The 14,918-nt window shown below is 57.6% G+C and carries 10 protein-coding genes; 5 read left to right on the forward strand and 5 right to left on the reverse strand.

Annotated features, from left to right (window positions below; all coding sequences use genetic code 11):
• Nucleotides 1-18: 18 nt before the first annotated feature.
• Complete coding sequence (locus tag AC1UK9_RS13830) at nt 19-1,047, reverse strand: LacI family DNA-binding transcriptional regulator (RefSeq protein WP_482580432.1); 1,029 nt, start codon at nt 1,045-1,047, stop codon at nt 19-21.
• Between the two features lie 241 nt (nt 1,048-1,288).
• Here AC1UK9_RS13830 and AC1UK9_RS13835 point away from each other — a divergent pair, with 241 nt between their 5' ends.
• From AC1UK9_RS13835 to AC1UK9_RS13845, 3 genes are all read left to right on the forward strand, one after another.
• Nucleotides 1,289-2,101 (forward strand): hypothetical protein, encoded by an 813-nt coding sequence (locus tag AC1UK9_RS13835; RefSeq protein ID WP_473015691.1) that lies wholly within the window; start codon nt 1,289-1,291, stop codon nt 2,099-2,101.
• A gap of 101 nt (nt 2,102-2,202) precedes the next feature.
• Complete coding sequence (locus AC1UK9_RS13840; RefSeq protein ID WP_482580433.1) at nt 2,203-4,212, forward strand: hypothetical protein; 2,010 nt, start codon at nt 2,203-2,205, stop codon at nt 4,210-4,212.
• A gap of 9 nt (nt 4,213-4,221) precedes the next feature.
• On the forward strand, nt 4,222-6,744 hold the full coding sequence (locus AC1UK9_RS13845; protein ID WP_482580434.1) for an autotransporter outer membrane beta-barrel domain-containing protein: 2,523 nt from the start codon (nt 4,222-4,224) through the stop codon (nt 6,742-6,744).
• A gap of 64 nt (nt 6,745-6,808) precedes the next feature.
• Here AC1UK9_RS13845 and AC1UK9_RS13850 read toward each other — a convergent pair whose 3' ends face one another.
• The 4 genes from AC1UK9_RS13850 to AC1UK9_RS13865 form a co-directional block, all read right to left on the reverse strand.
• A complete protein-coding gene (locus AC1UK9_RS13850) occupies nt 6,809-7,264 on the reverse strand; it encodes a hypothetical protein (RefSeq protein ID WP_482580435.1) in 456 nt (151 codons plus the stop codon).
• A gap of 196 nt (nt 7,265-7,460) precedes the next feature.
• Nucleotides 7,461-8,102: a DUF1345 domain-containing protein gene (locus AC1UK9_RS13855; protein WP_473015695.1), complete on the reverse strand. Its 642-nt coding sequence runs from the start codon at nt 8,100-8,102 to the stop codon at nt 7,461-7,463.
• Nucleotides 8,103-8,279: 177 nt separating this feature from the next.
• Complete coding sequence (locus AC1UK9_RS13860) at nt 8,280-11,378, reverse strand: multidrug efflux RND transporter permease subunit (RefSeq protein WP_482580436.1); 3,099 nt, start codon at nt 11,376-11,378, stop codon at nt 8,280-8,282.
• 15 nt (nt 11,379-11,393) lie between these two features.
• A complete protein-coding gene (locus AC1UK9_RS13865; RefSeq protein ID WP_473015697.1) occupies nt 11,394-12,551 on the reverse strand; it encodes an efflux RND transporter periplasmic adaptor subunit in 1,158 nt (385 codons plus the stop codon).
• A 277-nt stretch (nt 12,552-12,828) separates the two neighbouring features.
• Between AC1UK9_RS13865 and AC1UK9_RS13870 the strand changes: the two genes are divergently transcribed.
• The gene (locus AC1UK9_RS13870) at nt 12,829-13,530 is read left to right on the forward strand and encodes a response regulator (protein ID WP_003224662.1); all 702 of its coding nucleotides are present in this window, start codon (nt 12,829-12,831) and stop codon (nt 13,528-13,530) included.
• Between the two features lie 4 nt (nt 13,531-13,534).
• The gene (locus AC1UK9_RS13875) at nt 13,535-14,836 is read left to right on the forward strand and encodes an ATP-binding protein (protein ID WP_025109925.1); all 1,302 of its coding nucleotides are present in this window, start codon (nt 13,535-13,537) and stop codon (nt 14,834-14,836) included.
• Nucleotides 14,837-14,918 lie beyond the last annotated feature (82 nt).

The raw sequence follows: 14,918 nt of genomic DNA on the forward strand, positions 1-14,918 counted from the left end.
GCCCGCGAAGAGGCCGTATCAGTCACCGCAAAATCCACGGGTCGAACCGCGCTCTATGAGCACCGGCGCAAAATCCAGCATTCGTGCCGCTTCATCATCCCCCCGCAAACGCTTGAGCAAACACTCAAAAGCTCGCGCGCCAATCTCCTCTGTAGGCTGGGCGAGGGCAGTAATCCCGCTGCCCACCAACGGATACCAATCCAGATCATCCAGCGCGATCAGCCCGACATCCTCGAACAACCGACAGCCAACTTCGCGCAAGGCCAGCGTGCAGGTCAGCGCCGCCACGCCATTGGCGCAGAACAGGGCTTTCGGGCCCGAATCAGGTGTGTTCAAAAAGGTTTGAAGATCGTTCGCAAGGCTTGGGCCGGTCTCCAGCACCGCGCCATGCATGTCTTCGCGCTGGCCAATCTGCTGCTGAAAGCTGCTGACCCGCTCGATCCGCGAACTGGTGCCGTCATAGGGTTCAGTCACCAGCAGTACATCGTGATAGCTGCGCTGCTGAAGGTGTTCGAGCGCCATCTCGATGGCCTGCGGGTTGTCCAGCCCGACCATGTCGCTGTCCAGGCCTTCAACCTTGCGATCCACCAGCACCAGCGGCATTTCCCGCTTCAACTCATCCAGCTCATCCCGGTGATGACCGAGGGTGTTCACGATCAGCCCTTCGATGTTGTACGAGCGCAGGAGCGCCAGGTGCTGGCGTTCCTGCTCGTCATCGCGGTCGGTGTTGCACACCACCAGGCTGTAGCCGTGCGCACGGCAGGCGGTTTCCACCCCGTGCATCACCGCAATCGAATAAGGGTTGCGGATATCGGCCACCAGCATGCCGATCAGGCGGGTACGCCCGCGTTTCAGACCTCGGGCCATTTGATTGGGGCGGTAGCCGAGTTCGGCAATCGCCTGTTCGATGCGCTGGGCAATGGCATCGGAGAGCAGGGCACGGTCATCGCCGATAAAACGCGAGACGCTGGCCTTTGACACGCCAGCGCGCTCGGCGACATCGAGCATGGTGACGCGGCTGCGCTGGGCGGCGGAGAAGTCGTTCAAGGTTTGAACCTTTTATTGGAGTTATACATTTCAATGGTTATGAAACCGGTTTCAGAAGACAACAATAACGCTATGCCGTCAAGTCTGGACACAGGGCAGATCCAGAAGTCCGGCGACGAGCGGTAGCTTTACCTGTCAGATATGACAGTAGGCAGTTGTGGGAAAACAGCGCTCAATCACTCCCAGTGTGAACCGAAGAAATCTGTGCTTGAGACGTAGATCATCTGGAGACGCATCCACAATGTCGCAGCCCAAAGAGCAAATTACCGCCGCGCCACTCAGGGTCGAGGGGGTCAGTGATCTGGATCCGGATGGCCGAATTCCATTGGACAAGTTAATCAATGGAACCTCGGTCATCATTCCCCGATGGGTGAGATTTCCAGGGCCGCAACAACCCGGCGATCCGGTCGAACCCTATACGGATCTATATATTTATTGGTTGCAGAATGGTGTCGAGAAAGAACTGTATCGCAAACGCTATACCTTCATTGACGACCAACCGGAGTTTAAGTACGCACTGACCCCGGCAATGTTGGAAGACGATGGCAGCGCCTTCATCCGTTACGTACTCGAAGGTTACGACGGGAATCTAGATCCCTCACCCTCCCGGAAATTGACGATTGATCACACGGTACACCCAGATCTTCAGAAACCCGGTTTTCCTGACGCTGACTTCTGGGGCAATTTGAACTGCAAAACGCTGCCACCCATTTGGGAAAAGATCCGTATAGAAGTAAAGCCTGAAACGCTGTTTCAAACACTTGATGTCTGTGAACTCCAATGGCAGGGGTTTGCTTCATTAAATGGCAGTCCGCCGGCGCTGACGCCGCTGCATATATTCAGTAAGACATTAAATGAAGTTGATGTCAGGCAAGGATTTGTTCTGGATATCCCCTTTGATCCCTATGTTCGACCGATGTTTGATAAACATTCTGGAACTGCGATGTATACGTTGGTGCGCAGTGGTGTTCCGCGGGCGAAGTCTGGTGTTGCTTTGGTAAAGATTGACCGAATTATTCCGGGGGAAACAGTGCCCTGCGGAGGGAGAGCGTAGATAACGATGTGGTTGTGCGTTAGGTATGACTTGAATGCAGTTGTCTCAACTTTAAATGCTTGCCTTATAGATCGGCATGATCAAATTGATTGGAGAAAAAAATGACTATCCAGGAAAAAATCGGTAAAGGAAAAAAACTGACGGCACAGGAAATTGCCGAGAACTCGCGTTTGGCATTGAGGACTTCTTCACTCAATGTCAGCATTCTGGCGCAGCCTCCGGTCATAGTCGGGAAGATTGTCGATGACTTGATTCCAAAAGCCATTCTGGACCCGGGCCCCATGATCGTTCGTTTCGATACGACCACGATCATTGCACCGCATGATGGTGATGAATGGGCGCTCTACCAGCGCAAGGGAATAAACGGTAGCCTGGTTTTGATCAAGGAAGACGCATTCGGTCCCATCGCAACACGCCCGCAGTTCCTGGACATCGACGTGCCCACCGCTCCATTGCTGGATGACGATCTGGCGAAAGCTTCAACGACGTATCAGTACCAGTTCATCTTTTACAGGGGGGCTGACGGCAACCCGGATGCCTTGGCTTGGGTGACTGCGGAAATCGACCGTACCGCACCTGAGCAGGATAAGACCTCGGGGCGTAAATTCAAGCCAGAAGCAGCGGTTTTTACGAACTTGCCAGCCCGCGGCACCATTGATGATGAATGGCTGGCGAATAACCCGTTTCTGAATTTGATAGTGAATATCGGGTATGAATGGTATCGCCCGGATGACACTGTAGATGTTTACATTGGTCAAAACTATGGTGTGGGCTCACCGGTTTACAGTCAGCGATTGACCTCGGCCAGTATAGCGGTTCCGCGTGATGTCTTACCGAAGCTGGATTCGCTTTACTATTGTTGGTGTGTATTTCGCGATGTGGTAGGCAATGAAAGTGAGCAGTCACTCTCGAGCTCGTTCAATGTCCAGCGCCGTCCCCCTCCATCGCTGATACCTTGTGTCATTCCGAAAGGCATTTTGCCGGATGTTGTCGATCTGAAAGATCTGGAAGGCCCGGTTTTTGTCAATGTGCCCTATACCACCAATGGCCAGGAGAATGATCGAATCCTTCCAAGCGTTACTTCTGCGGCATTGTCGGTCAATTTGGGCAATCAAGCGTTGGGTTCAGACTCGACGAAAACACTTCAGTTTCCGATCTCGATCAGCCGGTTGTTGGCATTGTGGAATAACGCAACGGCAGAAGTGCCGATTGTTGCCAATTACAAGTTTTCTCGCGGGGTAGAGCCACTGGTACCAGCCGTTGACACACCTTCTGCGCTGGACTTTACCTACCGTGGCCCTGTAAATCCGGTTTTCCCCGACCTGGAAAATCCCGACATGACCAAGGTCACCGTGCTCGGTGCTTCGTCAACGCCTAACCATATCACCGCCGACGACCGGGGCAAGGACGTGGAGATCAGTACGCCAATGATTACCGCTCCGACGACATGGGTACCGTTGGGGGACGAGACAGCAAAACTCTGGTTCAACGGTTCTGTAGTCCATACTGAATTATTAACCGCCGGGGTGGTATCACCACTGACGGCCACCATGGACTCTGCGACGATTGATGCGGCGGCCCCTGTAACTGTTGCCTGGTGGACAATTGAAGAAACCGGCGGCGTGAATGTCATGAAATCGCCTGATCAAAAGGTGATCATTGATAATATTCGGGTCGATCTTCCGCCACCTTCAGTGCGTCTTTTCAATGGTTTTGTATCCTGCAGGTATCTGACGATTCCGGACTTTGAATTACCAGTGACGGTAACCATCGATCAGATTCACATGCCAACAAATACCGTTGTCACGCTCAGGTCGGTGGGCACCACAGATGCGGCGGGACAAAACGAAATTTCCGGGACGGAATATAGCGGCACCTACTCAATCACCGGCTCGGAAACAGGCGGGGTTTTCGTAAAAAACATTCAGCCATACTTGACCAAGTTGAAACCTATTCAGCCACCGGCAAGTTCGGGTCTGCCACGGGGCTACATAAAAGTCTGGTACGAAGTCACGATTCTCGGGACGGTCACTCCGTCGCGGCCTTTCCTGAATCAAGTGTCTTTACTCAATGAAAGCAATAACTACTGCGAGGGCACTCCGAATATTTGAGTGTGGGATATGACTGCCGGGAGTGTGTGTCCTCCCGGCATTTTCCTGACGGCATTAGGTAATAAATCCTCGCGAATTGAAGATTATTCCTACATACCTGTTTTTTATCGCACGGTAGTGTGCCAACCCTTCCGGGCGAGGTCGTATCGCCTGCAATCCAAATCACCATTTTTCGGTGAACAACGTGGGTGCGTTTTCATGTGGTCAAATACTCCTCACGGCGCTGAATCCTTCACAAAAGTCTGGTGGGGCAGCTCTTCTCTGTGTTTCTTCCTGCTGATATCTCCTTCTGTAAAGGCGGGAGGGCTGGTGGGAGGCAGTCAGACAATCAGCGCCGGTGCGCCTGTTGAGCAATGGACGCTTTCCCAAGGCGCCACGTTGAATGTCAACGGAGCTCAAACACTCGATGTCGCGGTTTTTCAGTCGACATTGAATACCAATGGTGCGACGACCCGGCAGATTTCCGCCTCGCAGGGCTCAACCCTCAGTGTCGTCAACTCGACGATAAACGGCGGTAATGCGCGCTCAGGACTGGAGCTGATCAACAGTGCTGCGACCATCACCGGCAGCACCATCAACGCCAATCGGCTGGGCCTGCAAGTGGCGCGTGACGTCAAAACCAGCTCCGGTTCCAGTGCAACAGTTTCGGACAGCACGATTTCAGGCGTAACAGGCGGTGCTCGCGCAACGGCCTTCAGTACCCTGACGATGTCCAACTCGATAATCGAAGGTTCCGCTGCAACCAGTTCCGGCGTGGCTCTGTTGAGTGCTACGGCCTCTGCCAGCAATGGCACCCGTATTGTCGGGGGACAAAACGGTATGACCCTGGGAATTGAAGGCGCTGGACTTCCGGCCAGTCAGTTGCAGCTCGATCGTTCGAGTGTCGAAGGCAAGACAGGGTCGGCCATTCTGGTCGATCATGCCGGAGTGTCCGCTCCCGTCTCACGAATTGCCGTTCTGAACGGGTCGTCCCTGACCGGGGGCAATGGGACGATTCTCGAAGTCCGCGGCGCTGCCGATGTGCAGATGAACGTTGCGCGCAGCAACCTGTCGGGCAATGTTCAGGTGCACGATAGCAGTGTGGCAGCGTTGAATTTTGTGCAGGGCTCATTAAACGGGAACGTGACAGGTGAATCAGGCAGTAACGTTTCCGTCAACTTGCAGCAAGGCTCACAATTGATCGGCACCTTGAATAACGTTGCGACTGTCAATATCGATGGGCAATCTCGTTGGGAATTGACCGGCAACAGCCAGGTCGGCGATCTGAATCTAACGGGCGGTACAGTCAAATTCGGTCCGGATAACGTTTTCTATCAATTGAACGTGCATAACCTTTCCGGTCATGGCCTGTTTGCGATGGGAACCGATTTCGCAACCAACCAAACCGACGTGCTCAATGTCACGGGGACTGCAACAGGCGATCATCAACTGCTGATCACCAGCACCGGCATCGATCCGGCCAGCGGTCAGCCAATCACTGTGGTGCACACTGCTGGTGGCGATGCAAAATTCTCCCTGGCCAACGCAGAAGGCAAGGTCGATCTCGGTACGTTTTCCTATGGTTTGAAGCCCGACGAGAGCGGAAAAAACTGGTTCCTGGATCCCGCAGAGCGCACGGTCAGCCCTTCTACCCGTGCAGTTACAGCTCTGTTCAACACCGCGCCGACGGTATGGTATGGCGAGCTGACCTCATTGCGCAGTCGCATGGGAGAGCTGCGCTTCAATCAGCAGAAATCCGGGGCTTGGGGCAGGGTCTATGGCAACAAGTACAACGTTGCCGACGCATTCGGTGATGGCTATCGGCAGACTCAGCAGGGATTCACATTGGGTGCGGACGCCCCATTACCGGTCGGTGACGGCCAGTGGCTGCTCGGTGTGATGGCGGGTCATAGCACCTCCGACCTGGATTTGCACAATGGCAGCAGTGGCACCATCAAGAGTTACTACGTTGGCTCCTATCTGACATGGATGGATGACATCAGTGGTTACTATGTCGATAGCGTGCTCAAACTCAACCGCTTCCAGAATGAAGCCAAAGTCGGCATGAGTGATGGCACTCGCTCGAAGGGCGATTACGATAACAGCGCGCTCGGTGGTTCGGTCGAGTTCGGTCGTCATATCAAACTGGAAAAGGATTATTTCATCGAACCGTTCACTCAATGGTCTGCTGTGGTGATTCAAGGCAAGGATTACAACCTCGACAATGGCCTGCGAGCTGAGGGAGATCGTACCCGGTCGCTGCTGGGCAAGGCCGGTTTAACGGCAGGGCGAACCCTGCAGCTGGAGAGCGGTGCAATGGTCCAGCCGTATGTCCGTGCAGCATTGGCTCATGAATTTTCAAAAAACAATGAAGTCAGCGTCAACAACAATGTGTTCAATAATGATCTTTCCGGTTCTCGCGCAGAGTTGGGGGCGGGTATTGCTGTAAATTTGTCGGATCGCTGGCAAGCGCATGCAGAAGTCGAATATATGAACGGGAAAAACATCGAGATGCCGATCGGCGGCACCGTGGGGCTGCAGTTTAAATGGTAGAGCGAACGCCAAGTCTCTTCAGGTGACCATGAAAAACCCCGGACGATGCCGGGGTTTTTTTTATTTATTCTGGAGATTGACTAAGGATTGTGTCGAACTCACCATTGCACAGATAAGTGCCACTGCCATCAGCTTTTTCAATGGGCGCGTTGAACTTTCCGCTGAATCTCAGGGTTGGCAGATCCAGCGCGTACTGGATAGTGCCCGCTTTTGCCTTTTGCAGGGTCGGATTGTCGGGGTTCTTGTAGTTATTCAAAAAAAGGGTGGCGCTGTTATCTTCATCGGTGATGCTCGTAATTGTGTCTAACGCGTCTTTTGCGAAGGTAATAGTGAACGTCATGGCATGTCCACCATGGAAGGAAGTTGCAATAACCACATAGATCTCTCCTCGACCAGGTGTAGAAGAGCCTCTTAGTTCAGTCAGTGTTGCGGAAAAGGCCGAGCCATCTTCAAGGTTTGCTACAAAACGTTCTGTAGGATCGATAAAAGGGCAAATTTCTTTCAAGGCTGCACTGCTCATGAGTTAGTTCTCCATAGGGTAGGGCGGAAGTCCGGGCTATCTTGAGGGATGAGTGCACGGATAACTCATATAAGGCCAGTGCCGAGGCTTTGTATACTGTCAGGTATAACAGGTATACAACGTTGTTTTTTTATGTTCTCCGTAATGACTCATGGCGTCACTGCGGTAGTGTCTGGCTGGCCTGTGCGCACACCGATCATCCAAACAGTCCTGCTGCAATATTGATCGAAAATCCCAGAATCGCCGTATTGAACACGAAGCCGATCAGCGACTGCGCCAATACGATCTTGCGAATATCGCGGGTTGCGACGCCGACATCCGCAGTCTGCACCGCCACACCGATGGTGAACGAAAAATACAGGAAGTCCCAATAGTTGGGCGTGGTCAGGCCTTCGGCAAAACGCAGGGCCGGTTCCTTGCCGTCCCAGGTGTAAAACAGGCGCGCGTAGTGCACACAGAAGATCACCCCGATCAGCAGCCATGAGCCCACGACCGTGAGGGCGGTGAACGCGTAATGCAGAAGTTTGCGATGGGTATCCAGATCCTTGGTACCGGCCAGTTCCAACGTGATGGCGGCCAGGCTCGCCAACGCCGCGATACACACCACGAACAGCACCAGCCCGGCGTTTTCGTCCTCGACGACGGCGATGCGTTTAACGTCCGGTGCCTTGGCGCGCACGGTCAGCCAGAACATCAGGATCAGGTAGGTCCAGACGCCGGCGTTCCAGCCGATGAGGATTTTGCCGACGATGGATTCGGCAGGCATCAGAAGACCGGTGGCAAGGCCAACCAGGGCAGCGGCGGAAAGGCGAGGGTGGGTACGGGCGAGGAAACGCATGGGAACTCGATGGGCCAGGATGATTCAGACACATTAGCCCAGCGACGTCCGGGATGACTATAGGGTTGGCTGTTCGAAGGACACTGTGGGAGCGGGCTTGCTCGCGAAAGCGTCGTGTCAGTCGATGTCCAATCGCCTGAAAATCCGCCTTCGCGAGCAAGCCCGCTCCCACAGGGGTTAGTGGTGTTTGCTGAAGCGCTGTACCAGCTTCATCACCACCACAAAAAACAACGGCACAAAGATCACCGCCAGCGTTGCCGTGATCATCCCACCGATCACTCCGGTGCCGATCGCTTGCTGGCTCGCTGAACTGGCGCCGGTGGCGATGGCCAACGGCACCACGCCAAGGATGAACGCCAGCGAGGTCATCACGATCGGGCGCAGACGCAGGCGTGCTGCCTGCAACGTGGCATCGATCAGGTCGTGGCCTTCGTCATACAGGCTCTTGGCGAACTCGATGATCAGGATCGCGTTCTTCGCCGACAGACCAATGATGGTGATCAGGCCGACCTTGAAGAACACGTCGTTGGGCATTCCGCGCAAGGTCACAGCCAATACCGCGCCGAGCACACCCAGCGGCACCACCAGCAGCACCGAGGTCGGAATCGACCAGCTCTCGTACAACGCCGCCAGACACAGGAAGACGATCAGCAACGACAGACCGAGCAGGATCGGCGCCTGGCTGCCGGACAAGCGTTCCTGCAACGACAGACCGGTCCATTCCTGACCCAGACCTTTTGGCCCCTGAGCCACCAGACGTTCGATTTCCGCCATGGCTTCGCCGGTGCTGTGGCCTGGCGACGGTTCGCCGGAAATCGCAATCGCCGGGTAACCGTTGTAACGGGTCAGTTGCGCCGGGCCCTGCGTCCATTTCGCCTGAACGAACGCCGACAGTGGCACCATGTGCCCGGCATTGTTGCGCACGTGCATTTTCAGCAGGTCATCGACCTGACTGCGCTGATCGCCTTCGGCCTGCACCACCACCCGTTGCATGCGTCCCTGATTGGGGAAGTCGTTGATGTAGGAAGAACCCACGGCGGTGGACAGGACGTTACCGATGTCGGCGAACGACACCCCCAGCGCGTTGGCCTGCTTGCGGTCCACTTCCAGTTGCACCTGCGGCGCCTCGGCCAGTGCGCTTTCACGCACGTTCATCAGTACCGGGCTTTTTTCCGCAGCGGCGAGCAGTTCACTGCGCGCCTGCATCAACGTCGCGTGACCGAGGCCACCACGATCCTGCAGACGGAACTCGAAACCGCTCGACGTACCGAGGCCATCCACCGGTGGCGGCAGAACAGCGAACGCTACCGCGTCCTTGATCTGGCTCAGGGCAATGTTGGCGCGGTCGGCAATGGAACTCGCCGAGTCATCGCTGCCGCGATGCGACCAGTCCTTGAGGGTGGTGAACGCCAGCGCGGCGTTCTGCCCGCTGCCGGAGAAGCTGAAGCCGAGAATTACCGTGCTGTCGCCGACCCCGGGTTCGCTGGCGTTGTGCGCTTCGATCTGTTCGACCACCTGCACCGTACGGTTCTTGCTCGCACCCGGCGGCAGTTGAATATCGGTGATGGTGTAACCCTGATCCTCCACCGGCAGGAACGAGGAGGGCAGTCGCGCAAAGCACAACCCCATGCCGATCAGCAGCACGCCGTAGATCAGCAGATAACGCCCGCTACGCTTCAAGGCGTAACCGACCCAGCCTTGATAACGGTCGGTCAGTTGTTCGAAGCGGCGGTTGAACCAGCCGAAGAAGCCGCTCTTCTCGTGATGTTCACCCTTGGCAATCGGCTTGAGCAGCGTTGCGCACAGCGCCGGGGTCAAGGTCAGGGCGAGAAACGCCGAGAACAGGATCGAGGTCGCCATCGACAGCGAGAACTGCCGGTAGATCACACCCACCGAGCCCTGCATGAACGCCATCGGGATGAACACCGCCACCAGCACCAGCGTAATACCGATGATCGCCCCGGCGATCTGCTTCATGGCCTTGCGCGTCGCCTCTTTCGGCGACAAACCTTCGGTAGCCATGATCCGCTCGACGTTCTCCACCACCACGATGGCGTCGTCCACCAGAATACCGATCGCCAGCACCATGCCGAACATGGTCAGCACGTTGATCGAGAAACCCAGCGCGAGCATCGTCGCGAAGGTGCCCATCAGCGCCACCGGCACCACCAGCGTCGGGATCAGCGTGTAGCGGATGTTCTGCAGGAACAGGAACATCACCGCGAACACCAGCAGCATGGCTTCGCCGAGGGTGTAGACCACTTTGGTGATCGAGACCTTCACGAACGGCGAAGTGTCGTAGGGGATCTTGTATTCCACGCCGGCCGGGAAGTAGCGCGACAGCTCGTCCATTTTCGCCCGGATCAACGTCGCGGTCGCCAGAGCATTGGCCCCCGGCGCCAACTGTACGCCTACGGCGGTCGACGGCTTGCCATTCAGCCGTGTGCCGAACTGGTATTCCTGACTGCCGATCTCGACCCGCGCCACATCCTTGATGCGCACAGTGGAACCGTCCGGATTGGCCTTGAGCACGATGTCGGCGAACTCTTCCGGTGTCGACAGTTGTCCCTTGACCAGAATCGTCGCGGTGATTTCCTGACTGCCAGGGTTCGGCAGATCGCCAATGCTGCCGGCCGACACCTGAGCATTCTGCGCGACGATGGCGGCGTTGACGTCGGCCGGCGTCAGGTTGAAACCAATCAGCTTCTGCGGATCGATCCAGATCCGCATCGCCCGTTCGGCGCCGTACAGCTGCGCCTTGCCGACGCCGTCGATGCGCTTGATCTCGTTCATCACGTTGCGCGCCAGATAGTCGCTGAGCGCCACGTCATCGAGTTTGCCGTCGCTGGAGGTGAGAGTGATCAGCAGCAGGAAACCGGCGGAGACTTTCTCCACCTGCAAGCCTTGCTGGTTGACCGCTTGCGGCAGGCGCGACTCGACCACTTTGAGGCGGTTCTGCACGTCGACCTGGGCCAGTTCCGGGTTGGTTCCCGGCTGGAACGTGGCCTTGATCGTGGCACTGCCGAGGCTGCTCTGCGATTCGAAGTACAGCAGGTGATCGGCGCCGTTCAGCTCTTCTTCGATCAGGCTGACCACGCTTTCATCGACGGTTTGCGCCGAGGCGCCCGGGTACACGGCATAGATTTCGATCTGCGGCGGCGCGACGTCGGGGTACTGCGCCACCGGTAATTGCGGGATGGCCAGCGCACCGGCCAACAGGATGAACAACGCGACGACCCAGGCAAACACCGGGCGGTCGATAAAGAACTGCGGCATAGAAGAGCGTCCTGCTTACTGACCAGAGGTCTGGGCAAGTGGAAGAGGGGTGTCGTCGATCTGCACCACTTCGCCCGGACGGGCGTGTTGCAGGCCTTCGATGACAATGCGGTCGCCGGGTTTGAGGCCGCCGGTGACGATCCAGCGGTCGTTCTGCACGGCGCCCAGTTGCACCGGCTGCTGGGCCACACGCATTTGCTCATCAACGGTCAGCACCTGAGCAATACCCGCGCTGTCACGCTGCACCGCACGTTGTGGCACGGTAATGCCGTGCGCAAGGGTCGCTTGTTGCAGGCGTACGCGGATGAAGCTGCCCGGCAGCAGGTCGAGGTCCGGATTCGGGAACTCGCTGCGCAGAATGATCTGGCCGGTGCCCGGGTCGACCGTGATGTCGCTGAACAGCAGCTTGCCCGGCAATGGATAGAGGCTGCCGTCATCCTGAATCAGCGTGGCCTTGACCTGATCCTGACCGACTTCCTGCAACTGTCCGGAACGGAAGGCGCGGCGCAGTTCATTCAGTTCACGGGTCGATTGGGTGAGGTCGGCGTGGATCGGGTTGAGCTGCTGAATCAGCGCCAGTGGCGTGGTTTCGTTCTGCCCGACCAGTGCACCTTCGGTGACCAGTGCACGCCCGACGCGTCCGGAGATCGGCGCAGTGACGGTGGCATAGCCCAGGTTCAGTTTCGCGCGCTCCACCGCAGCCTTGTTGCCGGCTACGTCGGCAGCCGTTTGCCGGGCATTGGCGCGTGCATTGTCGTAGTCCTGGGCACTGATCGCCTTGTCGTCGATCAACTGCGCGTAACGCTGCTCCTGCAGCTTCGCCTGGAACGCGTTGGCCTCGGCCTTGCGCAGCGCGGCTTCGGCGCTGTCGAGGTCAGCCTTGAACGGCGCCGGGTCGATGCGGAACAGCACGTCGCCCTTTTTCACGTCGCTGCCTTCGCGGAAGGTGCGCTGCAGCACCACACCGGCCACCCGCGCGCGCACTTCGGCGATCCGCGGCGCGGCAATGCGTCCGCTCAGTTCGCTGCTGATCGACAGGGGGCGGGCCTCGATGGTTTCGATGCGCACGGTGGCCGGTGGTGCTTCCTCTTCGGCCTTAGAGGACGAATCACAGGCACTCAGCGACAGTGCGATTGCGATCAGGCCGAGCCCGGCCAGAAGATTTTTCGACATGTACCACCCCCAATATTGAAGCCCGCATCCTACGGCCAGACGCCGAGGGTAGCGGTGAAGCTTTGTAGGCGCTGTGTGAAATTGTGTAAGGGTTTTACTCAGGGACGGGTGAGCGCGTATATCCTTTACGCCTTGAATTCTTTTGTGACGGTTGGACCGCTTTCGCGAGCAGGCTCGCTCCCACATGGGTTTTGTGATCGACGCAAAATCACTGTGGCAGCGAGCCTGCTCGCGAAGAGGGTCTGACATCCACCACAGCAATATCTGGAACACCCCCATGCCCAACATTCTCCTGGTCGAAGACGACACCGCCCTCGCCGAACTGATTTCCAGCTACCTGGAGCGCAACGGCTATTCCGTCAGCGTGATCGGGCGTGGCGACCACGTGCGCGAACGGGCACGGATCAATCCGCCGGACCTGGTGATCCTCGACCTGATGCTGCCCGGCCTCGACGGCCTGCAGGTCTGCCGCCTGTTGCGCGCGGATTCGGCGACGCTGCCGATTCTGATGCTCACCGCCCGCGATGACAGCCACGATCAGGTGCTGGGCCTGGAAATGGGCGCTGACGATTACGTCACCAAACCGTGCGAGCCACGGGTGTTGCTGGCACGCGTGCGGACCTTGCTGCGCCGCAGCAGCCTCGGCGAACCGATGACCGTCAATGACCGGATCGTCATGGGCAACCTGTGCATCGACCTGTCCGAGCGCACCGTGACCTGGCGCGAACAACCGGTGGAGCTGTCCAGTGGCGAATACAATTTGCTGGTGGTGCTGGCCCGGCATGCCGGCGAAGTGCTGAGCCGCGATCAGATCCTGCAACGCCTGCGCGGCATCGAGTTCAACGGCACTGACCGCTCGGTGGACGTGGCGATTTCCAAGTTGCGGCGCAAATTCGACGACCACGCTGGCGAGGCGCGCAAGATCAAGACCGTCTGGGGCAAGGGTTACCTGTTCAGCCGTTCCGAATGGGAATGCTGAGCTGATGTTCAGAATCCTGTTTCGCCTGTACCTGGTGACGATTGTTTCCTATAGCGCGGCGATCTACCTGGTGCCGGATCTGGTGATCATGGCGTTCCGGGATCGCTTCATTACCTACAATCTCGACTATTCGCGCGGCCTGCAATCGCTGATCACCCGCCAGTTTCATGCCGTGCCGCATGATCAATGGCCGGCGCTGGCACAGTCGATGGACAAGGATTTCCAGCCGCTGCACATTGCTCTGGCGCGCATCGACGATGCCGAATTCACCACCGCCGAGCAGGCGCGTTTGCGTCGCGGGGACAACGTGGTGCGCATTGGCGACTGGGGTTGGCGTACGTTGGCGGTCACGCCGCTGAACGATGACGTTGCGGTGCAAATGGTGGTCCCGCCGGATCCGATGGACGTCAATCTGTTGTACTGGAGCATCAACGTGCTGATCGGCGCGAGCATGCTTGCCTGCCTGCTGCTGTGGATTCGCCCGCACTGGCGCGACCTGGAGCGTCTCAAAGGCGCTGCCGAGCGCTTCGGCAAGGGGCATCTGAGTGAACGTACGCAGATCCCCGGCAGCTCCAACATCGGCAGCCTGGCGAATGTCTTCGACACCATGGCCGGCGACATCGAGAACCTGCTCAACCAGCAGCGCGACCTGCTCAACGCGGTGTCCCACGAATTGCGCACGCCACTGACCCGGCTCGATTTCGGTCTGGCGCTGGCGCTGTCCGACGACTTGCCGGCGACCAGCCGCGAGCGCCTGCAGGGGCTGGTTGCGCACATTCGCGAACTGGATGAGCTGGTGCTGGAGCTGTTGTCCTACAGCCGCCTGCAAAATCCAGCGCAATTGCCCGAGCAGGTCGAGGTCTCGCTGGACGAGTTCATCGACAGCATTCTGGGCAGTGTCGATGAAGAGCTGGATTCACCGGACATCGTCATTGATGTGCTGCTGCACGGTCAGCTCGAACGCTTTTCGCTGGACCCGCGCCTGACCGCGCGGGCCATCCAGAACCTGCTGCGCAATGCCATGCGCTATTGCGAGAAACGCATTCAGATTGGCGTGCAGGTCAGCCCCGATGGCTGCGGGATCTGGGTCGACGACGATGGCATCGGCATTCCGGATGACGAGCGTGAGCGAATTTTCGAGCCGTTTTATCGGCTTGACCGCAGCCGCGACCGGGCCACCGGGGGATTTGGTCTCGGGTTGGCCATCAGCCGTCGGGCGCTGGAGGCGCAGGGTGGGACGTTGACGGTGGAGAGCTCGCCGTTGGGTGGGGCGCGGTTCCGGTTGTGGTTGCCTGACATGGCTTGAACCGAAATCTGTGGGAGCGGGCTTGCTCGCGAAGGCGTCCTGTCAGCTGACATGTTCATTGCTGATACACCGCATTCGCCAG

The organism is Pseudomonas sp. AK-TSAG1-1, assembly GCF_056821665.1.